This is a genomic window from Haloferax sp. KTX1 (assembly GCF_902410085.1).
GTDB lineage: Archaea > Halobacteriota > Halobacteria > Halobacteriales > Haloferacaceae > Haloferax > Haloferax massiliensis.
This window is the reverse complement of record NZ_CABPRH010000008.1, coordinates 18,997-35,319: the sequence shown is the minus strand read 5'-3', so window position 1 is coordinate 35,319 and position 16,323 is coordinate 18,997. Positions and strand designations below refer to the sequence as shown.

General features: G+C 68.3%; 19 protein-coding genes. 5 read left to right on the top strand and 14 right to left on the bottom strand.

Translation table 11 applies throughout. From position 1 onward, the window contains the following. Positions 1–24: 24 nt before the first annotated feature. From FY251_RS13270 to cbiT, 11 genes are read right to left on the bottom strand one after another with little or no spacing between them, the layout of a single operon-like run. Positions 25–1,278, bottom strand: a complete 1,254-nt coding sequence (locus tag FY251_RS13270) for a PQQ-binding-like beta-propeller repeat protein (RefSeq protein WP_148415332.1) — start codon at positions 1,276–1,278, stop codon at positions 25–27. 6 nt (positions 1,279–1,284) lie between these two features. After that, positions 1,285–1,668, bottom strand: a complete 384-nt coding sequence (locus tag FY251_RS13265) for a DUF3209 family protein (RefSeq protein ID WP_148415330.1) — start codon at positions 1,666–1,668, stop codon at positions 1,285–1,287. A gap of 2 nt (positions 1,669–1,670) precedes the next feature. Beyond that, the gene (locus tag FY251_RS13260; protein ID WP_148415328.1) at positions 1,671–2,891 is read right to left on the bottom strand and encodes a CbiX/SirB N-terminal domain-containing protein; all 1,221 of its coding nucleotides are present in this window, start codon (positions 2,889–2,891) and stop codon (positions 1,671–1,673) included. Next, complete coding sequence (locus FY251_RS13255; RefSeq protein WP_394349429.1) at positions 2,888–3,610, bottom strand: cobalamin biosynthesis protein; 723 nt, start codon at positions 3,608–3,610, stop codon at positions 2,888–2,890. The genes FY251_RS13260 and FY251_RS13255 overlap by 4 nt, the downstream gene beginning before the upstream one ends. Further along, a complete protein-coding gene (locus FY251_RS13250) occupies positions 3,607–3,864 on the bottom strand; it encodes a ferredoxin (protein WP_148415326.1) in 258 nt (85 codons plus the stop codon). Before FY251_RS13250 ends, FY251_RS13255 begins: the two co-directional genes overlap by 4 nt. A 1-nt stretch (position 3,865) precedes the next feature. Beyond that, positions 3,866–4,852: a precorrin-3B C(17)-methyltransferase gene (cobJ, locus tag FY251_RS13245; RefSeq protein ID WP_148415323.1), complete on the bottom strand. Its 987-nt coding sequence runs from the start codon at positions 4,850–4,852 to the stop codon at positions 3,866–3,868. A 3-nt stretch (positions 4,853–4,855) separates the two neighbouring features. Further along, a complete protein-coding gene (locus tag FY251_RS13240) occupies positions 4,856–5,743 on the bottom strand; it encodes a precorrin-3B C(17)-methyltransferase (protein ID WP_148415321.1) in 888 nt (295 codons plus the stop codon). Next, positions 5,740–6,708: a cobalt-precorrin 5A hydrolase gene (cbiG, locus tag FY251_RS13235; RefSeq protein ID WP_148415319.1), complete on the bottom strand. Its 969-nt coding sequence runs from the start codon at positions 6,706–6,708 to the stop codon at positions 5,740–5,742. Before cbiG ends, FY251_RS13240 begins: the two co-directional genes overlap by 4 nt. Beyond that, positions 6,705–7,541 carry a precorrin-4 C(11)-methyltransferase gene (cobM, locus tag FY251_RS13230; protein ID WP_148415317.1) on the bottom strand — a complete coding sequence of 279 codons (837 nt, stop codon included), beginning with the start codon at positions 7,539–7,541 and terminating at the stop codon, positions 6,705–6,707. Before cobM ends, cbiG begins: the two co-directional genes overlap by 4 nt. Next, a complete protein-coding gene (locus tag FY251_RS13225) occupies positions 7,538–8,245 on the bottom strand; it encodes a cobalt-factor II C(20)-methyltransferase (protein ID WP_148415315.1) in 708 nt (235 codons plus the stop codon). The genes cobM and FY251_RS13225 overlap by 4 nt, the downstream gene beginning before the upstream one ends. Then, positions 8,242–8,796 carry a precorrin-6Y C5,15-methyltransferase (decarboxylating) subunit CbiT gene (gene cbiT / locus FY251_RS13220; protein WP_148415313.1) on the bottom strand — a complete coding sequence of 185 codons (555 nt, stop codon included), beginning with the start codon at positions 8,794–8,796 and terminating at the stop codon, positions 8,242–8,244. The genes FY251_RS13225 and cbiT overlap by 4 nt, the downstream gene beginning before the upstream one ends. A 170-nt stretch (positions 8,797–8,966) precedes the next feature. Between cbiT and FY251_RS13215 the strand changes: the two genes are divergently transcribed. The 4 genes from FY251_RS13215 (at position 8,967) to FY251_RS13200 (ending at position 10,930) form a co-directional block, all read left to right on the top strand. After that, the gene (locus tag FY251_RS13215) at positions 8,967–9,152 is read left to right on the top strand and encodes a CbtB domain-containing protein (protein ID WP_089780113.1); all 186 of its coding nucleotides are present in this window, start codon (positions 8,967–8,969) and stop codon (positions 9,150–9,152) included. A 2-nt stretch (positions 9,153–9,154) separates the two neighbouring features. After that, positions 9,155–9,991: a CbtA family protein gene (locus FY251_RS13210; RefSeq protein ID WP_148415311.1), complete on the top strand. Its 837-nt coding sequence runs from the start codon at positions 9,155–9,157 to the stop codon at positions 9,989–9,991. Further along, positions 9,991–10,332 carry a ferredoxin gene (locus tag FY251_RS13205; protein ID WP_148415309.1) on the top strand — a complete coding sequence of 114 codons (342 nt, stop codon included), beginning with the start codon at positions 9,991–9,993 and terminating at the stop codon, positions 10,330–10,332. The genes FY251_RS13210 and FY251_RS13205 overlap by 1 nt, the downstream gene beginning before the upstream one ends. A 103-nt stretch (positions 10,333–10,435) precedes the next feature. Further along, positions 10,436–10,930, top strand: coding sequence for an Lrp/AsnC family transcriptional regulator (locus tag FY251_RS13200; protein WP_004972114.1), 495 nt, complete (start codon positions 10,436–10,438; stop codon positions 10,928–10,930). A gap of 32 nt (positions 10,931–10,962) precedes the next feature. Here the strand turns inward: FY251_RS13200 and FY251_RS13195 are convergent, their stop codons facing one another. Both FY251_RS13195 and FY251_RS13190 read right to left on the bottom strand, forming a co-directional pair. Next, complete coding sequence (locus FY251_RS13195; protein ID WP_148415307.1) at positions 10,963–12,375, bottom strand: APC family permease; 1,413 nt, start codon at positions 12,373–12,375, stop codon at positions 10,963–10,965. A 250-nt stretch (positions 12,376–12,625) separates the two neighbouring features. Then, positions 12,626–14,005 (bottom strand): NAD-dependent succinate-semialdehyde dehydrogenase, encoded by a 1,380-nt coding sequence (locus FY251_RS13190; RefSeq protein WP_148415305.1) that lies wholly within the window; start codon positions 14,003–14,005, stop codon positions 12,626–12,628. A 258-nt stretch (positions 14,006–14,263) separates the two neighbouring features. Between FY251_RS13190 and FY251_RS13185 the strand changes: the two genes are divergently transcribed. Continuing rightward, positions 14,264–15,574 carry an aspartate aminotransferase family protein gene (locus FY251_RS13185; protein WP_148415303.1) on the top strand — a complete coding sequence of 437 codons (1,311 nt, stop codon included), beginning with the start codon at positions 14,264–14,266 and terminating at the stop codon, positions 15,572–15,574. Positions 15,575–15,646: 72 nt separating this feature from the next. Here FY251_RS13185 and FY251_RS13180 read toward each other — a convergent pair whose 3' ends face one another. Beyond that, positions 15,647–16,321 carry a helix-turn-helix domain-containing protein gene (locus FY251_RS13180; RefSeq protein WP_187367413.1) on the bottom strand — a complete coding sequence of 225 codons (675 nt, stop codon included), beginning with the start codon at positions 16,319–16,321 and terminating at the stop codon, positions 15,647–15,649. Positions 16,322–16,323 lie beyond the last annotated feature (2 nt).

The following is a 16,323-nucleotide window of genomic DNA, read 5'->3' as shown; positions in this document are numbered from 1 at the left end:
CGTCTCTTTCGGCATGGTGTGTCCCTATCGAATCGGTCGCGTGCGGAGCCGGTACGCTCCGCACGTGACGCCCTCGTCGTGGTACTCGACCGGCTCTTCGACCACCGCGAGGACGCCCCCGCCCGCGGCGACGGCGGTCGGGATGCCCGGGAGGCCGTCGGTCCGGACGTGCCCCGCCGTCGCGTCGAACGCGTGGACCCCGTGGCGGTCGGCCTCCCGCTCCCGGAAGTGCTGGGCGGACGGCACGAAGACCAGTGACTCGGTTGCGACGGCGGCTCGCGCGAATCCGCCGGTGTCGCGGGTCCACAGGCGCTCGCCCCCGTCGACCGAGACGCCGACCGCGGTGTGTTCGTCGGGGTGTCGCGCGTCCGGGTCGCGGGTCGACTCGGCGAACGTGTTGCCCGTGACGAAGACGGCGGTTCCGTCGGCGACGCTGACGTGGGTCGGATAGGCGTAGACCGTCTCGTCGCCGACGCGGCGCTCGGTGGCGAGGTCGAGTCGGCACCGCTCGTTCCCCTCGAAATCGACGAGATAGCCGCGCTTGTCGCCGTGGCTGGCGACGGCGAGCGCGTCGCCCGCGAACGCCACGTCGCCGACCCGTCGGTCCCCGTCGGTGCCGGGGTCCCACGACGCGACTCGTCCCCCGGTGTGGGCGTCGAGGAGCACGAGGCCGTCCTGTTCGGGGTTCGGACAGCGGTTGTACGCGACGGCGACGCGGTCCCCGTCGGCGGCGACCGCGATGGGCGAGGCGTGGACGCGTCTGCGCCACGCGAGCCGCCCGTCGCGGTCGAATCCGAGGACGACGCTCCGCCAGACTCGCTCTTCGCCGTCCCGCTCGTAGCGCCGGGCGGCGACGACGACCCTGTCGCCGGTCACCGCGAGGTCGACGACGTAGGGCCGGAAGAAAAGCGAGTCTTTCGTCGCCGTGCCCACGTCGTCGGCCGTCGCGTACGTCCAGCGGGCGTCGCCCGTCTCGGCGTCGAGGACGCGAACCAGCCCGCCGCCGCCGCGCTCGCCGACGACGAGGGAGTCGTCGGTCGCGGCCATCGACACGACGGGGTGCTCGCCGCGCGTCTCCCAGCGTTCGCCGGTGTCGGGCACGGCGTCGTCGGCCGCGTCGGCCGCGTCGGCCGCCAGCGCCACGACGCGTCCGTCCGCGGTTCCGACGAAGACGGCCTCTTCGGTCGCTTCGACCGCGGAGCGCGCCCAGTTGTGGCGACTGCTCGCGGGGTCGACTTCGCCGAGGTCGCGGCGGGCGGTGAGTGGAGACGGAGCCATCGGGACTCAGTCCTCGACGGGGAAGGCGTCGTGGAGCGTGTGGTGGGCCTCTCCGAGGTCGTCGAGGAGTGCATCTGTGCCCTCCCGGAGGCGGCGAAGCGACCGCTCGGCGTCGCGGACGGCGACGAGCCGTCCCCGGAGGTAGCCGGCCCGCGGGTCGTCGTCGTCGACTCGCGTCGCCTCCTCTTCGAGGTCGACGAGCGCGGCGTCGAGGTGTCGTTGGGCCTCATCGAGGGTGGTCGCGTTCGCGAGCGCCTGAATCGGGCCGGGGTCGGCGTCGCCGAGGTAGTCTTCGAGTTCGGCTTCGGCGTGTCGCTTCGCGTGTTCGTCGGTCGTTCCGGTGATGTTCAACAGCGCGAGTCGGAGCGCTTCGAGTTCTGCGCAGGCCATGGTTAGAGTGATTGGTGGACGAGGTTCGAGACGATGCGGTCCCGTTCGAGGTGGGACGAGACGATGCGCTCTGTGTCGTCGGGCGTCACGCCGCCGTACCAGACGCTGTCGGGGTAGACGGCGACGATTGGGCCGTCGCCGCACTGGCCGAGACACGAGCTTCGAGAGACGTGCACGTCGCAGTCGTCGGCGTCGCGCACGCCCTGCCTGAGTCGTTCGAGGACGGTCGCCGCGCCGCTCGCGGCGCAGGTCTGGTTCGTGCAGACCGCGACGTGTTTCTCGGGGGCGTCGTGGACGTGCGGGTCGTCATCCACGTCGCTTCGGTCGGCGTGTTCGGCCTGATGGACGAGCGAGCGAAGCATCGCGCGAGCGCCGCCCTCGTCGTCCTCGTAGCCGGCGAGTTCGACCTTGTACTTGCAGGTGTCGCAGGACATCTCGACGCTCCCCGTGCGGGCCTCTCGGTAGCGGTCCGCGAGCGTCTCGACCACCCGGTCGTCCGTCCCGAGCGGTCCCGACGCGCCGGCGTCGACGTAGGGGTACTCCTCGTCGAACGTCTCGGATTTATCCACGATTCGCCCCGTCAACACGCCGTCGCCGAGCATGTACGGGAGGACGACGACGGCGTCCGGGCGGTCCCTGGCGACGGTGTGAAGCGTCTCCTCAAGTCGGGGCGTCGTGACGCCGATGAACGCCGATTCGACGCGGGTGAACTCCCGACCCTCGTACAGCAGGCGCGCCAGTTTGTGCACGTCGCCGTTCGAGTCGGGGTCGCTCGACCCGCGGGCGCAGAGCACGACCGCCACGTCGTCGTCCTCGCGGTCGACGCCGAGGTCGGACTCGACCGCCCGCGCCCGCTCGTCCAACAGGTCCACGAGCGAGGGGTGGATGCCGAGGTGCGACCCGAACCGGAACTCGGCGTCGTCGTGGGTCGCGCGCGCTCGCTGGACCGCCAGCGGCACGTCGTTTTTCACGTGGCTCGCGGCGAAAAGCGACAGCGGGACGACGGTCATCGTCCGGCAGGTCGGTGCCATCGACTCTATCGCGTCGTCTATCGACGGCTCGGCGAGTTCGATGTACGCCGCGTCCACCGGGACCGACAGCCGCGACTCCAGCTTCGCGGCGAGCGTCCGCACCTGCTCGTTCGACTCCTCGCGGCGCGAGCCGTGGCCGACGAGGAGCACCGCGTCGTCGTCGAGCGCCGGGTCGGGCCGTTCGAGACTCATGCGTTCTCGGCCTCTTCGAGGCTGCGGACGAGCTTTCGACGCCGCGTCGGCGCGAACAGGCTCGTCTCGTCGCTTCCCTCGTAGACCCACTCGCCGAAGTCGGCGGCCGCGTCGTCGTCGATGCCGAACCAGTAGCCGCCCGAGGAGGTCTCCCCAATCTCGCCGGTCGGCGCGTCGACCGGGCAGGCGTCGAGCAGTCGGTCCACGGCGTCGAGGAGCGCCCGGTCGTCGTGGACGAACGAGATGCCGACCGTCCCCGTCGAGGACTTGAAACAGACCGTCCCGCAGGATTCGAGGAGCCCCCGAAGGAGCTGTTTCCGCCGGTCTTCGAACACGTCGAAGCGGTAGCCGCCGTCGTCGTCGCCGACGGGGAGGCCGAACGCGGCGCTCGCGCGTCTGACCACGTCGCCTTCGACCATGACGTGGTACTCGTCTTTGACGCGGGTGACGGCGGTGTTGTGGGCGTACGCTCGCGCCGTCTCTCGGCGGTCGATTTCGCCGCCGCCGGCGATGACCGCGAGGCGGTTCGCGCAGGTCTCGTCGCCCGTCAGCGCCGTGAACTGTCCCGGCTCGACGCGGCCGCCGCCGGCGACGTGGCCCCACAGGTACGCCGTCTCTGGCGCGCTCTTCAGGAGGTCGTCCGCGGGGGCGACGGCGGCGTCCACGCTCGCGTCCGAGTCGGCGTCCGCGGCCGAGTCACCGGCGTTCGCGTCGCTCACGCGTCCACCTCCCGGACCGAAATCGCACCCGGCGGACAGGCCCGGGCCGCGAGCGTCGCGTCGTCGTCGTCCGCCTCGGCGTCGCCTTCGAGGATGGCGACGACCCGGTCGTCGGTGCGCTCGACGCTTACGACGCCGGCCGCGTCGGGGTCGATTGTGGCGAGGCCGTCGTCGTCCTCGACGAACCGGCCGTCGCGGGCGAGACAGGCGAAGATGCCGTCGCAGGCGTCTCGGTCGATTGCGATTTCGAACATCTCAGTACTCGTACTTCTGCTCGTAGCCCCGGGGGGTCACCATTCGGTCGTCCCAGACGTACGTCTCCTCGTTGCCGACCAGCAGCGTCGTCGTCATGTCCACGAGGTCGGTCTCGCCGAGGTCGGGCAGGTCGCGGAGTTCGACGATTTCGACCTCCTCGTCGTCGCGGCCCGCGCCGTGGACGATTCCGACCGGGGTGTCTGGCGCGCGGTGTTCGAGCAGAATCTCGCAACACTTCTCGTAGTTCGACCGGCGCTTGCGGCTCCACGGGTTGTAGATGGCGATGGTGAACCCCTCCTTGGCGGCCGCGTGGAGGCGCGACTCGATGGTCGGCATCGAAGTCAGGTGGTCCGAGAGGCTGATGGTCACGGTGTCGTTGACCAGCGGCGCGCCCAGTCGCGCCGCGCAGGACTGCGCCGCCGGGACGCCCGCGACCACGTCGAAATCGACCGCGCTCGCGGTCGCGCCCTTCGATTCGAGGATTTCGAGCGCGAGGCCGGCCAGCGCGTAGACGTTGGGGTCGCCGCTCCCGACGATTGCCACGTCGTTGCCGGCGAGCGCCCGGTCGACCGCCTCCTCGGTCCGGGAGACCTCGCCGCACATCGGCGTCGAGTAGATGTCCTCTGCGCCCTCGACGACGTCGTCGGGGAGGAGTTCGATGTAGGTCGTGTAGCCGACGATGTGGTCGGCCTCGCGGAGGGTGTCTTTCGCCAGCGTCGTCATCTCGCTCGCGCGACCGGGACCGAGACCGACGGCGACCAACTCCCCGGGTTCGCCGTCGAAATCATCGATAGTCGCTTCGACCTTCTCGGCGGTCTGTTCCTTCTTCGAATCGCCCGAACTGCCGCCGCACTTCGAGGACGACCCGCCGTCGGTCTTCGATGACGACGCGCCGCACTTCGAGGACGTGTCTGTCTCGGCCTTCGTGTCCGCTTCTGTCGTCGCTCTGCTGCACTTCGATTCGGATTCCGTGTCTGAGTTGCTCATGTGTCAGAAGTCGTCGACGTCGCGCCCGCCGCGGGGCGTGACGAGGTACGTTTCGTAGTCGTTGCTCCAGGGTTCGGTCTCGTGAGTGCCGATGAGAATCGAGGTTCCCATCCCGCCCACGTCGTCGTCGTGGGCTTTCGCGTCGCCGAGGGTCGTAATCGAGAACGTCTCGTCGTCCAGATTCCGGCCGGCCTCGCCGCGGCCGGCGTCGTTGAAGATGCCGACCGGCACGTCGTCGGCCCGCTCCTCGCGGACCACGTCGACGGCGCGTTCGTAGTTGCGCCAGCAGTTGTACAGGACGATGACGAAGCCGCTGATGGCGGCCGCGCGCAGTTTCTCCTCGATTTCGTCCCAGCCGCGCCACTTGTCGGACAGCGACACCGTACAGAAGTCGTTCGACAGCGGCGCGCCCATCATGGCCGCGCCGCCGAGCGCCGCGGTGACGCCGGGGACGATTTCGATGGGCACGTCGGTCGCCTCGTCGCCTTTCGCCATCGTGAACACGAGGTCGGACTTCCCGTAGACGTTCGGGTCGCCGCCGGAGACGTGGACCACGTCCTCGCCGTTTCGGACGCGCTCGAACGCCTCGCGGGTCAGTTCGACCTGCTTTCCCATCGAGGAACGGACGACCTCCGGTCCCTCGTCGCTCCCTTCCGGCGGGAGGGTTCCGTCGTCGCGGAGGAACTCCTGATAGAGGTTCGACGCGACGACGCAGTCCGAAGTTGAAATGAGTTCCGTCGCCCGCTTCGTCATGTGGTCCGGGAGACCGGGGCCGATGCCGACGACGTAGAGCGTCCCGTAGTCGTCCGGGACCTCGTCGCGATCGCCGGAGCCGGCCGCCGATTCGTCGCGGCCGCCGGCCGTCGATTCGGGTTCGCCGCCGTCGCTCATCGTCCCACCGCCACGGTCACGGCGTCGTCGTAGCGCCGCTTTTCGACGACGAGTTCGTGGTCGCGGCCGCCGGCGATGGCGCTCGCCTCGGCGATGCCGGGCCAGCCGATGAGTTCCTTCGACCGCGAGGGCGTCGGTCCCTCGAACTCGGAAAGCGTCTCCTTTTCGAAGTAGACGACGCCCGCGCCGATTTCCTCGGCGGCGTCGAGCATGCCGGGCTCGTCCGCCTTCCGCGTGCCGGTGGCGACGAACTCCACGTCGTCCCAGTCGCGGTCGGCGTCGTCGAGCGCCCGTTCCCACGCCGTCAGGAACTGTTCTTTCTTCGCGCCGGAGACGCTTCCGGTCCCGAGGACGACGCCGTCGTCGCCGTTGCGCTTCAGGACGGTCACGTCGTCGCCGACGAGCACCGCCTTGGGGCCGTCGAGTCGGGCGACGGGACCGAGCTCGTCGTTGAGGACGGCGAGGTTCGTCGCCACGGTCGAATCGCCGTTGACGACGTGGGAGTCGAGCGCCTTCGCCTTGCTCTCGACGCCCTGTTTGCCGGCGGCCTCCGAAGCGGTCGTCATCGCCGGGACGGCCCCGAGCTTCGAGAGGTCGTGGGCGACCTGATTCGCGCCGTGGTGGCCGCCGGTGAGCGGAATCGCCCACGTCAGTTCCTCGTCGACGACGACGACCGCCGGGTCCTCCCACTTGTCGTCGAGGAGCCCGGCGGTCTTCCGCATGGCGATGCCGCTGGCCATCAGGCCGACGAAGCAGTCGTACTCGCCCCAGTGGTCGGCGAACACGTCGCCGTGGTAGGTGAGGACGTCTATCCGGTCGTAGTCGTCCGCGAGGTCGCGCTTGATTTCCTCGGCCGTGTCGAGCTTTCGTTCGAAGCTGACGATGGCGATTTCGTCGGCGACCTCGCCGTCGCTGTCGGGAGTGCTACAGTGGCCGCTTCCGGAGTCTGCCGAGTTGTCGCTCATTGTGTCTGTCCCTCCGTTTTAGAATCCGGTTCGTCGTTCGGCGCGTCGCCGCCGCGGGCCCAGTCGCCGTAGAGGAACGACCGCTCGTACTCCGAGCCGTTCACCGCGTCGCCGACGATGACGAGCGCCGAGGCGCGGTAGCCCGCGTCTTCGACCCGCTGGCCGATGGTCTCGATGGTGCCCTCGATGACGTCCTCGTCGGGCCACGAGGCGTGGTAGACGACCGCGACGGGCGTGTCGGGGTCGCGGCCCTCGTCCAGCAGGCGGTCCATCGTCTCGGCGACGGCGTGGGTGCCGAGGTAGATGCAGACCGTGGTGTCGCCGAAGCCGACGAAGTCGCCGATGTGGTCCTCCTCGGCCGAGAGCGTCCGGCCCTGCGGTCGGGTGAAGACGACGTGGTTCGACACCTCGTTCAGCGTCAACTGGGTGCGGAGCGTCGCGCTCGCGGCGAACGCCGAGGTAACGCCGGGGACGAGGTAGCTCGGCACGCCCGCCTCGGCCAGCGCGTCCATCTGCTCCAAGGCGGCCCCGTAAATCGCCGGGTCGCCGCTGTGGAGTCTGACGACGGTTCGGCCCGACTCGTAGGCGTCGGCCATCAGCGGAATCAGCTCTTCGAGGTCCTTGCCGACGCTGTTGACCTGCTCGGCGTCGGCGCAGAACTCCTCTAAGAGCTCGCTGTTGACGAGCGACCCCGCGTGCACCACGAGGTCGGCGTCCTCGACGAGTTTTCTCCCGGCGACGGTGAGCAGGTCCGGGTCCCCCGGTCCCGCGCCGACGAAGGGGATACCCTCGTCGTCGGTGAAGCCGGTGTCCGCGTCGCCGTCGACGCTCACGCCGACCCCCCCGATTCGACGCCGTCGAACGCGGCGGTCGCCGCGTCGCGCTCGACGCCCTCGCGCTCCGCGTAGGCCAGCGTGTAGTAGTCGCGCTCCGCGAGTTCGTCGGGGTCGTCGGTGACGACCGTCTCGCCCTGTTCCATGAACAGCCGGCGGCCGAACCGGACGTCGTAGCCCGCCTCGGTCAGTTTCTCGTGGGTCGCCGGCGCGTCGGTGACCTTGAACAGCACCATTCGGTCGGGGCCGGTCGGCGCGGCGCCGTTGGCGGCCTCGCGGAGCGCGAGCCCGGTTCCGGACTCGATTTCGACGCCGAGCGCGGTCGCGAAGGCCGTCATCGCGCTCACGCCGGGGACGACTTCGAGGTCGACCTCGGGGTGGAACGCGTCGAGGGTGCGGCGGAGGTGGCCGAACGTCGAGTAGACGTTGGGGTCGCCGAGCGTCACGAACGCCACGTCCTCGGACTCGGCGCGGGCGGCCACCTCGGCGGCGGCCTCCTTCCACGCGCGGCGGAGTTCGTCCGGGTCGCGCGTCATCGGGAAGTCGAGGTCGCCGATGCGCCCCTCGGGGACGTGGTTCAGCGCGACCGTCCGGGAGAGGCGGCCGGGCGAGTAGACCACCGCCGCCGATTCGAGCAGGCGTTTCCCCTTGACGGTCACGAGGTCGGCGTCGCCGGGGCCGAGACCGATGCCGTAGACGGTCATAGCCCCTCCGCGCCGCGTCGGCCGACGACGACGTAGACCGGGTTGTTCGACCGGAAGCTCGTCGCGCCGGCGAGTTCGTAGCCGTGGCTCACCTGCATCTGGACGACCTCCGAGAGCAGGCCGCGCTCGCGGAACGCCTCGATGGCGTCGCCGGCGGGTTCGACCCGCGAGACGTTCATGACGATTCGGTCGACGCCGGTGTCGACGGCGTGGTCGAGGACGGCATCGAAGTTCCGACTGCCGCCGACGAACATCGCGTCGGCGTCGGCCGGAAGCCCGCCGGGAGCCTCCGCCTCGCGGAGCGCCACGTCGGCGTCGTACTCGTTCGCCGCGAGGTTCTTCCGCGTCACGTCCAGTCGGCTCGGTTTGCGCTCGACGGCGGTCACGCGCTCGACCCGCCGGGCCGCCTCGATGGTGACCGAGCCGGTACAGGAGCCGACGTCGACGAAGTGGTCCGTCGGCCGCAGGTCGAGTTTGTCGAGCGTGACCGCTCTCACCTCCGGTTTCGTGGGTCCCGCCTTGGCGTCGTGCGGGAGCGTTACCTGTGACATTCGACTCGACAATCCGGGCGCTGTTTGAAAACAATTGTGCTTGGAGTATAGCAAATCAACTTTCATAAAATCGCCCTGCCGAGTTATTAAATCTCAGTTGTCGAAATACAATTTGGATTGCCTTCGAAAGTTTTACAAACAGACTTGGTTTTCATCAATCTGAGTTTACCATGGCTACGGCGAACACCGTCAACGGTCGCATCGAACGCGCTCGAACCGAGCTATCCCCCACGCAGATGGCCGCGGGAGCCCTCTTTATGGCCGCGCTGGGCTTTACGCTCCTGTTCGTGCAGGACCCGCTCGTCCACGACTCGCTCCATAACTTCCGGCACGCGGCCGGCATCGCCTGCCACTGACGATGTTCGCCGAGTACCTGACGCGAGGGGTGAAAGCGGGGGTCGTCGCCGGACTGGTGTTCGGCCTGTTCATGGCCGTCGTCGCCAACCCCCTCGTCGGCTACGCGGACGAACTGAACCACGCCGCCGTCGAGGAGAGCGGTCACGGCCACGAGGCCGAAAGTGCCCACAGCCACGAGGCTGACGGGGCTCACAGCCACGACTCCGAAGGCACCCACGCCAGCGAGAGCGGTGGCCACCACGATACCGCGGTGTCGATGGCGGTCACGAAGGCCGTGAGCGTCGCGGCCGGCGGGCTGTGGGGCGTCGCGCTCGGCGGCGCGTTCTTCGGGGTCGCCTTCTTCTTCCTCGAACCCGCGATTCCCGGCCCCGACGCCGCAAAGAGCTACCTGCTTGGCCTCGCGGGGTTCGTCACCGTCTCGGGCGCGCCGTGGCTGGTCCTCCCGCCGGTCGCGCCGGGGGCGGAACAGTCGCTTTCGGTGGCGACGCGGCTCCCGCTCTACGCCGGGCTGATGCTCGCCGGCGCACTCGCTTGCCTCTCGGCCGGCTACGTCTACACCCGCCTGCGAGAGTCGAGCGGCCTCGTTTCGGCCGTCGTCGGCGCGGCCATCCCGTTCGGCCTGCTCGCGGCTGTCGCCGTGTTCGCCCCCGAAAACGCGGTTCACGGAGCGCTGTCGCCGACGCTCGAAACCGGGCTCACCGGCCTGTTCGCGTTCGGACAGGTCCTCCTGTGGCTGGTCCTCGCGGCGGCGCACTCGCGGCTTCGGCCGTCGAGCGAGTCCGAGCCCGAACCGGCGATTCCGACCGCGGGCCGGGACTCGGCTCCCGCGGCCGACTGATGCGCGACCGAACCGACGAGGTCCGCGAGCACGGCTTTACGGACCACGTGTTGGTCTGTACGAACGGTCGGGACTCCGAGTACGCCGACTGCGCCGAGGCCGACGGCCCGGCGGTGTACGACGCGGTGACCTCGTGGTTGCGCGACCGCGGCGTCTTCTGGTCGCGGGTCCACGTCGCGGAAACGAGCTGTCTCGGCCTCTGTAGTGCGGACGGGGCCGCGGTCGCCATCCATCCGCGGAACCGGTGGTACTCGGACGTTCGCCCCGGTGACGTGCCGGCGCTGTTGGCCGACGAGTTCGGCCCCGAGGCGTCGAACCTCGGCGTTCGACCCCGCGGCTGACCCCCGACTCGCCGCGGCAACTGTCCGCGCCGACGTCGTTTTCTATCGACACGGCGGAATTGGACGCAGAACAATAATATCGGTGCACTTCTGATTACGGTTCATGGACGAGAAGGACCTTCGAATCCTCAAAGCCATCGGGACGCTCGAATCGGGGAGCCCCGACCGGATAACCGAGGAGACGGGCATCCCGAAGTCGACGGTTCACTACCGCCTCGAACGACTCCAAGAGCAGGGCATCATCAAGAACGACATCTTCGACATCGACTTCGAGAAGGCCGGGCTGAACCTCACGCTCATCACCGAGGTCTGGGCCGAGTACGGCTCGGAGTACCACAAGGAGGTCGGCGACAAACTCGGCGAGGTACCCGGCGTCAATCAGGTGTACTTCACGCTCGGCGACACCGACTTCGTCCTGATTTCGCACCTCGCCTCGCGCGGGATGGTCGAGGACCTCATCTCGGAGTTCGAGGAGATAGACGAGATTTCGCGGACGAGTTCGACGTTCGTCATCACGACCATCAAGGACGAGCCGAACCCGCTGAACGACTACGAACTCGAAGAACTGAAAGACGCGCTGCTTCCCGACGTGTCGTAACGCGGTTCTCGTCGGGTCCGCGAGTGAACGGATTACTCTTCGAGTCGCTGGGCGCTCAGGTGCGCCTTGGCCTCCGTCCGGGTCGGGAGCCCGCCGGCGACGGCCAGCAGGACGACGCCGAGCAGGCACCAGCCGCCGACCATCGCCCACTCGTAGGGCCACGCCAGCGCCGAGGGCGAGCCGGGGAGGTAGAGGCCGACGAAGAACACGGTCAAGAGCAAGCCGAGCGCGCCGACCGCGTAGCCCGCCGGGAGCTTGAACGGTCGGTCGAAGTCGGGGTCGCGGTAGCGGAGCACGAGGAACGAGACGACGACGAGGAGCCACGCCGTCACCATGCCGAGGCCGCCGGCGTTGACGACCCACACGAGCATCTGCTCGCCGAACAGGGGGGCGAGCGCCGCCAGCCCGCCGACGAGCACGATTGCGGTCGACGGCGTGTCGTGGTCGTCGTGAATCGTCGCGAGCCGCTCGGGGAGCATGTTCGAGTCGGCCATCGCGTAGATGGCGCGGCTGGCCCCGAGGACGAAGCCGTTCCAACTCGTGAGGATGCCCGCGAGGCCGGCCAGCGCCATGATGCGACCGATGGTGGCGCTGTCGAACGCGATCTCCATCGCCGTCGCGGCGGGGAGCGAGCTCTCGACGAGCGTCGCGCCCGTGGCGACCTGCCCGGCCGCCCAGATGACGGCGATGTAGAACGCGGCGGCGCAGGCCACCGAGAGCCCGATGAGCCCGCCGAGGAGCTTCGGCGACACGTCGGCCTCGCCCGCGGCCTGCGGAATCACGTCGAAGCCGACGAACATGAACGGCGTCATGATGGCGACCGTGAACACGCCGCCGATGCCGGCTCCCGCGAGCGGCGGCGAGGACGGCGAGGTGCCGTTGAACAGCGCGCCGAGGAGGAGCGTCAGGCCGGACAGCGTGATGACGAGCGCGAGAATCGCCTGGAACTGCGCGGCCGGGCGGACGCCCCGGTAGTTGAGGTACGTGATGACCACGGAGCCGATGACCCCCGTCGCCACCCACGTGCCGTAGACCGGCTGGCCGGCGACCGTCCAGAGTTCGAACACGTTGAAGCCGGGGACGATGTACGCGAGGGCGCTCGGCAGTGCGACCGCCTCGAACGCGACGACGCTGATGTAGCCGAAGATTATCGCCCACGTGCAGGCGAACGAGCCGGCCGGCCCCAACGCCCGCATGCTGTAGACGTGCTCGCCGCCGACGAAGGGCATCGCCGAGGCGAGTTCGCCGTAGATGAGCGAGACGACGGACACCATGAACCCGCCGAGAACGAACGCCGAGATAGCGCCGGTGACGCCGCTCTGGTCGATGAAGTACCCAGTCTGCACGATCCAACCCCATCCGATCATCGCCCCGAGCGCGAGCACGAACACGTCGCGCTTCGAGAGGACGCGTGAGAGTTCTCCTGTCATGGTTATGATTGACATCACCACATTCTAACTTACCCACTATATATCTTACTGTGTTCAATTTTTAGAGGAAATTAGGGACACAGTTCAATAGATAATCATGGTCTGGAACGACAAACTGGCCGACGATTCACCGGAAAATCGCCAAACGGCCGGCGGTTCGAATGGTAGTCAACTCGCAGAATCGAAAAAAAGCGTCCGCGCTCGATTCGCCTTCCGGGCGTCGTCGCGGGTCTCGACGCGGGCGTTGCGCCGGGCGTCGGAGCGCTTACTCGTCGCCCGGCCCGTCCTCGACCCAGACCGTCTTCGTGTTGACGAACTCCTGAATTCCGTGCCGGGAGAGTTCGGTCCCGTAGCCCGAGTCCTTCGTCCCGCTAAAGGGGACCCGCGGGTCCGACGCGACCACGTGGTTGACGGCGACGTTGCCCGCGGTGAGTTCCGTCGTGAGCGCCTCGCCGCGCTCGGCGTCGGCCGTCCAGACGCTCGCGCCGAGGCCGTAGGGCGTGTCGTTCGCCACGCGGACCGCCGCAGATTCGTCTTCGACTTCGATGACCGTGGCGACGGGACCGAACAGTTCTTCGGTCCTCGCGGGCGCGTCGTCGGGCACGTCGGTCAGCACCGTCGGCGGGTAGTAGTGGCCCGGTCGGTCCAGCGGTTGGCCGCCGAGGCGGAGCGTCGCGCCGGCCTCGACGGACGCCGCGACCTGCTCGTGGAGCGTCTCCATGAGGTCCGCCCGCGCCTGCGGCCCCACGTCGGTCTCGGGGTCCGTGGGGTCGCCGACGGTCAGCGCGCGCATCTCCTCGGTGAAGCGCTCGACGAACTCGTCGTAGACGGCCTCGTGGACGAGAAAGCGCTTCGCGGCGATACACGACTGGCCGTTGTTCTGGGTTCGCGCCCGCGCGGCCCGCTTCGCGGTCGCGTCGAGCGGCGCGTCGTCGAGGACGACGAAGGGGTCGCTCCCGCCGAGTTCGAGCACCGTCGGCTTGAGTTCGCGGCCGCTCGTCTCCGCGACGGCCCGCCCGGCGCGGGTGCTTCCGGTCAGGCTGACGCCCCGAACCCGGTCGTCTTCGATGACGCCGGCGACGCGCTCGGCGGGTATCTGTAGCGATGTGAACACGTCGTCCGGATAGCCCGCCCGCTCGAAAACGGAGGCGATGGCGTCGGCACAGCCGAAGACGTTCGGCGCGTGCTTGAGCACCGCGACGTTGCCGGCGGTGATGTGCGGGGCCGCGAACCGGAACACCTGCCAGAACGGGAAGTTCCACGGCATCACCGCGAGCACCGGGCCGATGGGTTCGTAGGAGACGTACGTTTTCGACCCCGGCACGGTGCCGATGTGCTCGTCCTGCAGGAACTCCGCGGCGTGTTCGGCGTAGTAGTCGCAGACCCACGCGCACTTTTCGACCTCCGAGGCCGCCTGCTCTATGGGCTTTCCCATCTCCTCTGTCATCAGTTCCGCGTACTCCTCGCTGTGCTCGCGCAGCACGTCGGCGGCGGACGCGAGCAGTTTCTCTCGCCGCGACATCGGCGTCTCGCGCCACGATTCGAACCGGTCCCACGCGGCGTCCAAGCGCGCGTCGACCGTCGCCTCGTCGTGTTCCTCGTGCGTCTCGATGACCTCCTCGGTTGCGGGGTTGATGGATTTCATGGTCGGCTCTCGGGAGCGCGGCGGTCGCTCGCGACTCCCGCTTGCCCCGACTGTCGTCCCAGATATTGATAAATGTTCCAGCAAAATCGGATTGTTCGAACTGTGTTCAAAAACTGTCGGTGACGAACGCAGTCGAGTACGGGGCCATCAGCTACATCCGGGTCTGGACCGACCGCTTCCGTCCCGACACACCTACAGTAGTCTGGACTTTGTCCTACACAGAACAATTTATTAGGACTCAATTTAGAACTTGTGACCATGAGAGAACGGAAGACGAATTCGTCGGTCGAGGCGGCGTACGACGACTACCTCATGCCGATCTGGAAATCGCTGAACGTCCCGGTCGAGCGGGCGTCGGGGTGCACGCTCGAAGACTTCGACGGCAACGAGTACCTCGACGTGTTCTCCGGCATCTCGGTGACCAACGTCGGCCACAACAACGAGGCCGTCGTCGAGGCCGCGACCGAGCAGTTAGAGGAGTTCGTCCACGGCTGTTCGTACGTCCATCCGAACCGGCCGGTGGCCGACCTCGCCGAGACCATCGCCGAGGTGACGCCCGGCGACCTCCAGAAGACCTTCTTCTGTAACTCCGGCACCGAGGCGGTCGAGGGGGCTATCAAGCTCGCTCGAAAGCACACCGGCTCGAAGGAGGTCATCTCGCTGGAGATGGGCTTCCACGGCCGCACCCTCGGGAGCCTCGCGCTCACCGGCAACAGGGCCTACAAGCAGGACATGGCCCCGACCATCAACGACGTGGCGCACACCGCGCCGCCGTACGCCTACCGGTGTCCCCGCTGTGACGGCGACACCTGCGGCGCGGACTGCGCCGACGCGCTCGAACGAGTCATCGGCTCGCACACCAGCGGCGACCTCGCGGCGGTCGTCGTCGAACCCGTCATGGGCGAGGCCGGCATCGTCGTCCCCTCGGAAGCGTGGCTCAAGCGCGTCCGGGACATCGCCCACGACCACGGTGCGCTCCTCATCGCCGACGAGGTCCAGACCGGCTACGGCCGCACCGGCGAACTGTTCGCCAGCGAGCACTTCGGCGTCGAACCCGATATCCTGACGCAGGCGAAGGGCATCGCCAACGGCCTCCCGCTCGGCGCGTTCACGGCCCCCGCGGACATCGCGGACGCGTTCGGCTCCGGCGACCACCTCTCGACGTTCGGCGGCAACCCCGTCGCCTGCGCGGCCGCGCTGGCGACCATCGAGGAACTCCAGAATGGCATCGTCGACAACGCCCGCGAGAACGGCGAGTGGCTCTCGGCCGAACTCGCCACGCTCGAATCCGACTACGACGTGGTCGGCGAGGCGCGCGGCCTCGGACTGATGCAGGGCATCGAACTCGTCGACCCGGAAAAGTCGGGCCCGCAGCACGTCGCGCCCGCCCCGGACAAGGAACTCGCGGCCGCGGTCGGCGAGCACCTCCGCGAGGAGTCCAACGTCGTCATGGGCGTCGGCGGCTACTACAAGAACGTCATGCGCTTCCAGCCCCCGCTGACGATTTCGCGGGCGCAACTCGGCGAGGCCGTCGACGCGCTCCGCGTCGCGCTTGACGACCTGGCCTGAGTCGGCGGCGACGCTCGCTCACGACCCGCGACCGAACGCGGGTCGTCGGGGGCTTCGAGGGACGGGTTCCGACTAGTTCGAGAGCGAATTCACGTACTCGCGCGAGTCGAGCGTGGCCGTCAGCAGTTGGCGTTCCCCCCGTCGAAGGAGGTCCGACATCGAGGGTTGTGAGATGTCCAACTCGTCGGCGAGTTCGGCCGCGGTGACCTGTCTCGGCCGCTCGTAGTAGCCGCGCGAGAGCGCGAGCGTCAACGCCTCGTGCTGTCGTTCGGTCAGCCCGTACGGGGAGTCGTCTTCGAAGGACGTCCTGTCGTGGGTGAGCGAGATAATCTCGACCTCGATGTCGCCTCCCTGGCACGCCGTCTGGAACTCGCTGAGCGCGGCGTAGTCCGTGAACAGTTTCTCTTCGTACCACCCCTCGGGCGTGACGAGTATCGAGTCCATCAACGCCGCGTCCGTGCTCCCGTCGAAGACGTCGGACACCGCCTCGTCGAGTTCGACGGTGAGCTTGAAAATCGTCTTCCCGCTCGACCGCCCGAGCGCCGTCGCCTCCACCACTTCGTCGAGCGCCGCGAGGCGCGCTTCGGACGCGTCCTCGTCGGCGTCGATGCCGACGATGAACAGTTGGCGCCCCGGCTGTAGACTGAGCCCGTGGATGCACTCTATCTCGCCCGCCCGGGTCGATTCGGCGATGCTAACGAGGGGGAGAAACGGGGAGCTGAGGTGCAGGTTCGTGATGATGGCCATGT

What these genes read in the sequence shown, in the direction of transcription:
- FY251_RS13270 (WP_148415332.1), bottom strand. Translation starts at nt 1,278, where the DNA reads ATGGCTCCGTCTCCACTCACCGCCCGCCGCGACCTCGGCGAAGTCGAC.
- FY251_RS13265 (WP_148415330.1), bottom strand. Translation starts at nt 1,668, where the DNA reads ATGGCCTGCGCAGAACTCGAAGCGCTCCGACTCGCGCTGTTGAACATC.
- FY251_RS13260 (WP_148415328.1), bottom strand. Translation starts at nt 2,891, where the DNA reads ATGAGTCTCGAACGGCCCGACCCGGCGCTCGACGACGACGCGGTGCTC.
- FY251_RS13250 (WP_148415326.1), bottom strand. Translation starts at nt 3,864, where the DNA reads ATGTTCGAAATCGCAATCGACCGAGACGCCTGCGACGGCATCTTCGCC.
- cobJ (WP_148415323.1), bottom strand. Translation starts at nt 4,852, where the DNA reads ATGAGCAACTCAGACACGGAATCCGAATCGAAGTGCAGCAGAGCGACG.
- FY251_RS13240 (WP_148415321.1), bottom strand. Translation starts at nt 5,743, where the DNA reads ATGAGCGACGGCGGCGAACCCGAATCGACGGCCGGCGGCCGCGACGAA.
- cbiG (WP_148415319.1), bottom strand. Translation starts at nt 6,708, where the DNA reads ATGAGCGACAACTCGGCAGACTCCGGAAGCGGCCACTGTAGCACTCCC.
- FY251_RS13225 (WP_148415315.1), bottom strand. Translation starts at nt 8,245, where the DNA reads ATGACCGTCTACGGCATCGGTCTCGGCCCCGGCGACGCCGACCTCGTG.
- cbiT (WP_148415313.1), bottom strand. Translation starts at nt 8,796, where the DNA reads ATGTCACAGGTAACGCTCCCGCACGACGCCAAGGCGGGACCCACGAAA.
- FY251_RS13215 (WP_089780113.1), top strand. Translation starts at nt 8,967, where the DNA reads ATGGCTACGGCGAACACCGTCAACGGTCGCATCGAACGCGCTCGAACC.
- FY251_RS13210 (WP_148415311.1), top strand. Translation starts at nt 9,155, where the DNA reads ATGTTCGCCGAGTACCTGACGCGAGGGGTGAAAGCGGGGGTCGTCGCC.
- FY251_RS13205 (WP_148415309.1), top strand. Translation starts at nt 9,991, where the DNA reads ATGCGCGACCGAACCGACGAGGTCCGCGAGCACGGCTTTACGGACCAC.
- FY251_RS13200 (WP_004972114.1), top strand. Translation starts at nt 10,436, where the DNA reads ATGGACGAGAAGGACCTTCGAATCCTCAAAGCCATCGGGACGCTCGAA.
- FY251_RS13195 (WP_148415307.1), bottom strand. Translation starts at nt 12,375, where the DNA reads ATGTCAATCATAACCATGACAGGAGAACTCTCACGCGTCCTCTCGAAG.
- FY251_RS13190 (WP_148415305.1), bottom strand. Translation starts at nt 14,005, where the DNA reads ATGAAATCCATCAACCCCGCAACCGAGGAGGTCATCGAGACGCACGAG.
- FY251_RS13185 (WP_148415303.1), top strand. Translation starts at nt 14,264, where the DNA reads ATGAGAGAACGGAAGACGAATTCGTCGGTCGAGGCGGCGTACGACGAC.
- FY251_RS13180 (WP_187367413.1), bottom strand. Translation starts at nt 16,321, where the DNA reads ATGGCCATCATCACGAACCTGCACCTCAGCTCCCCGTTTCTCCCCCTC.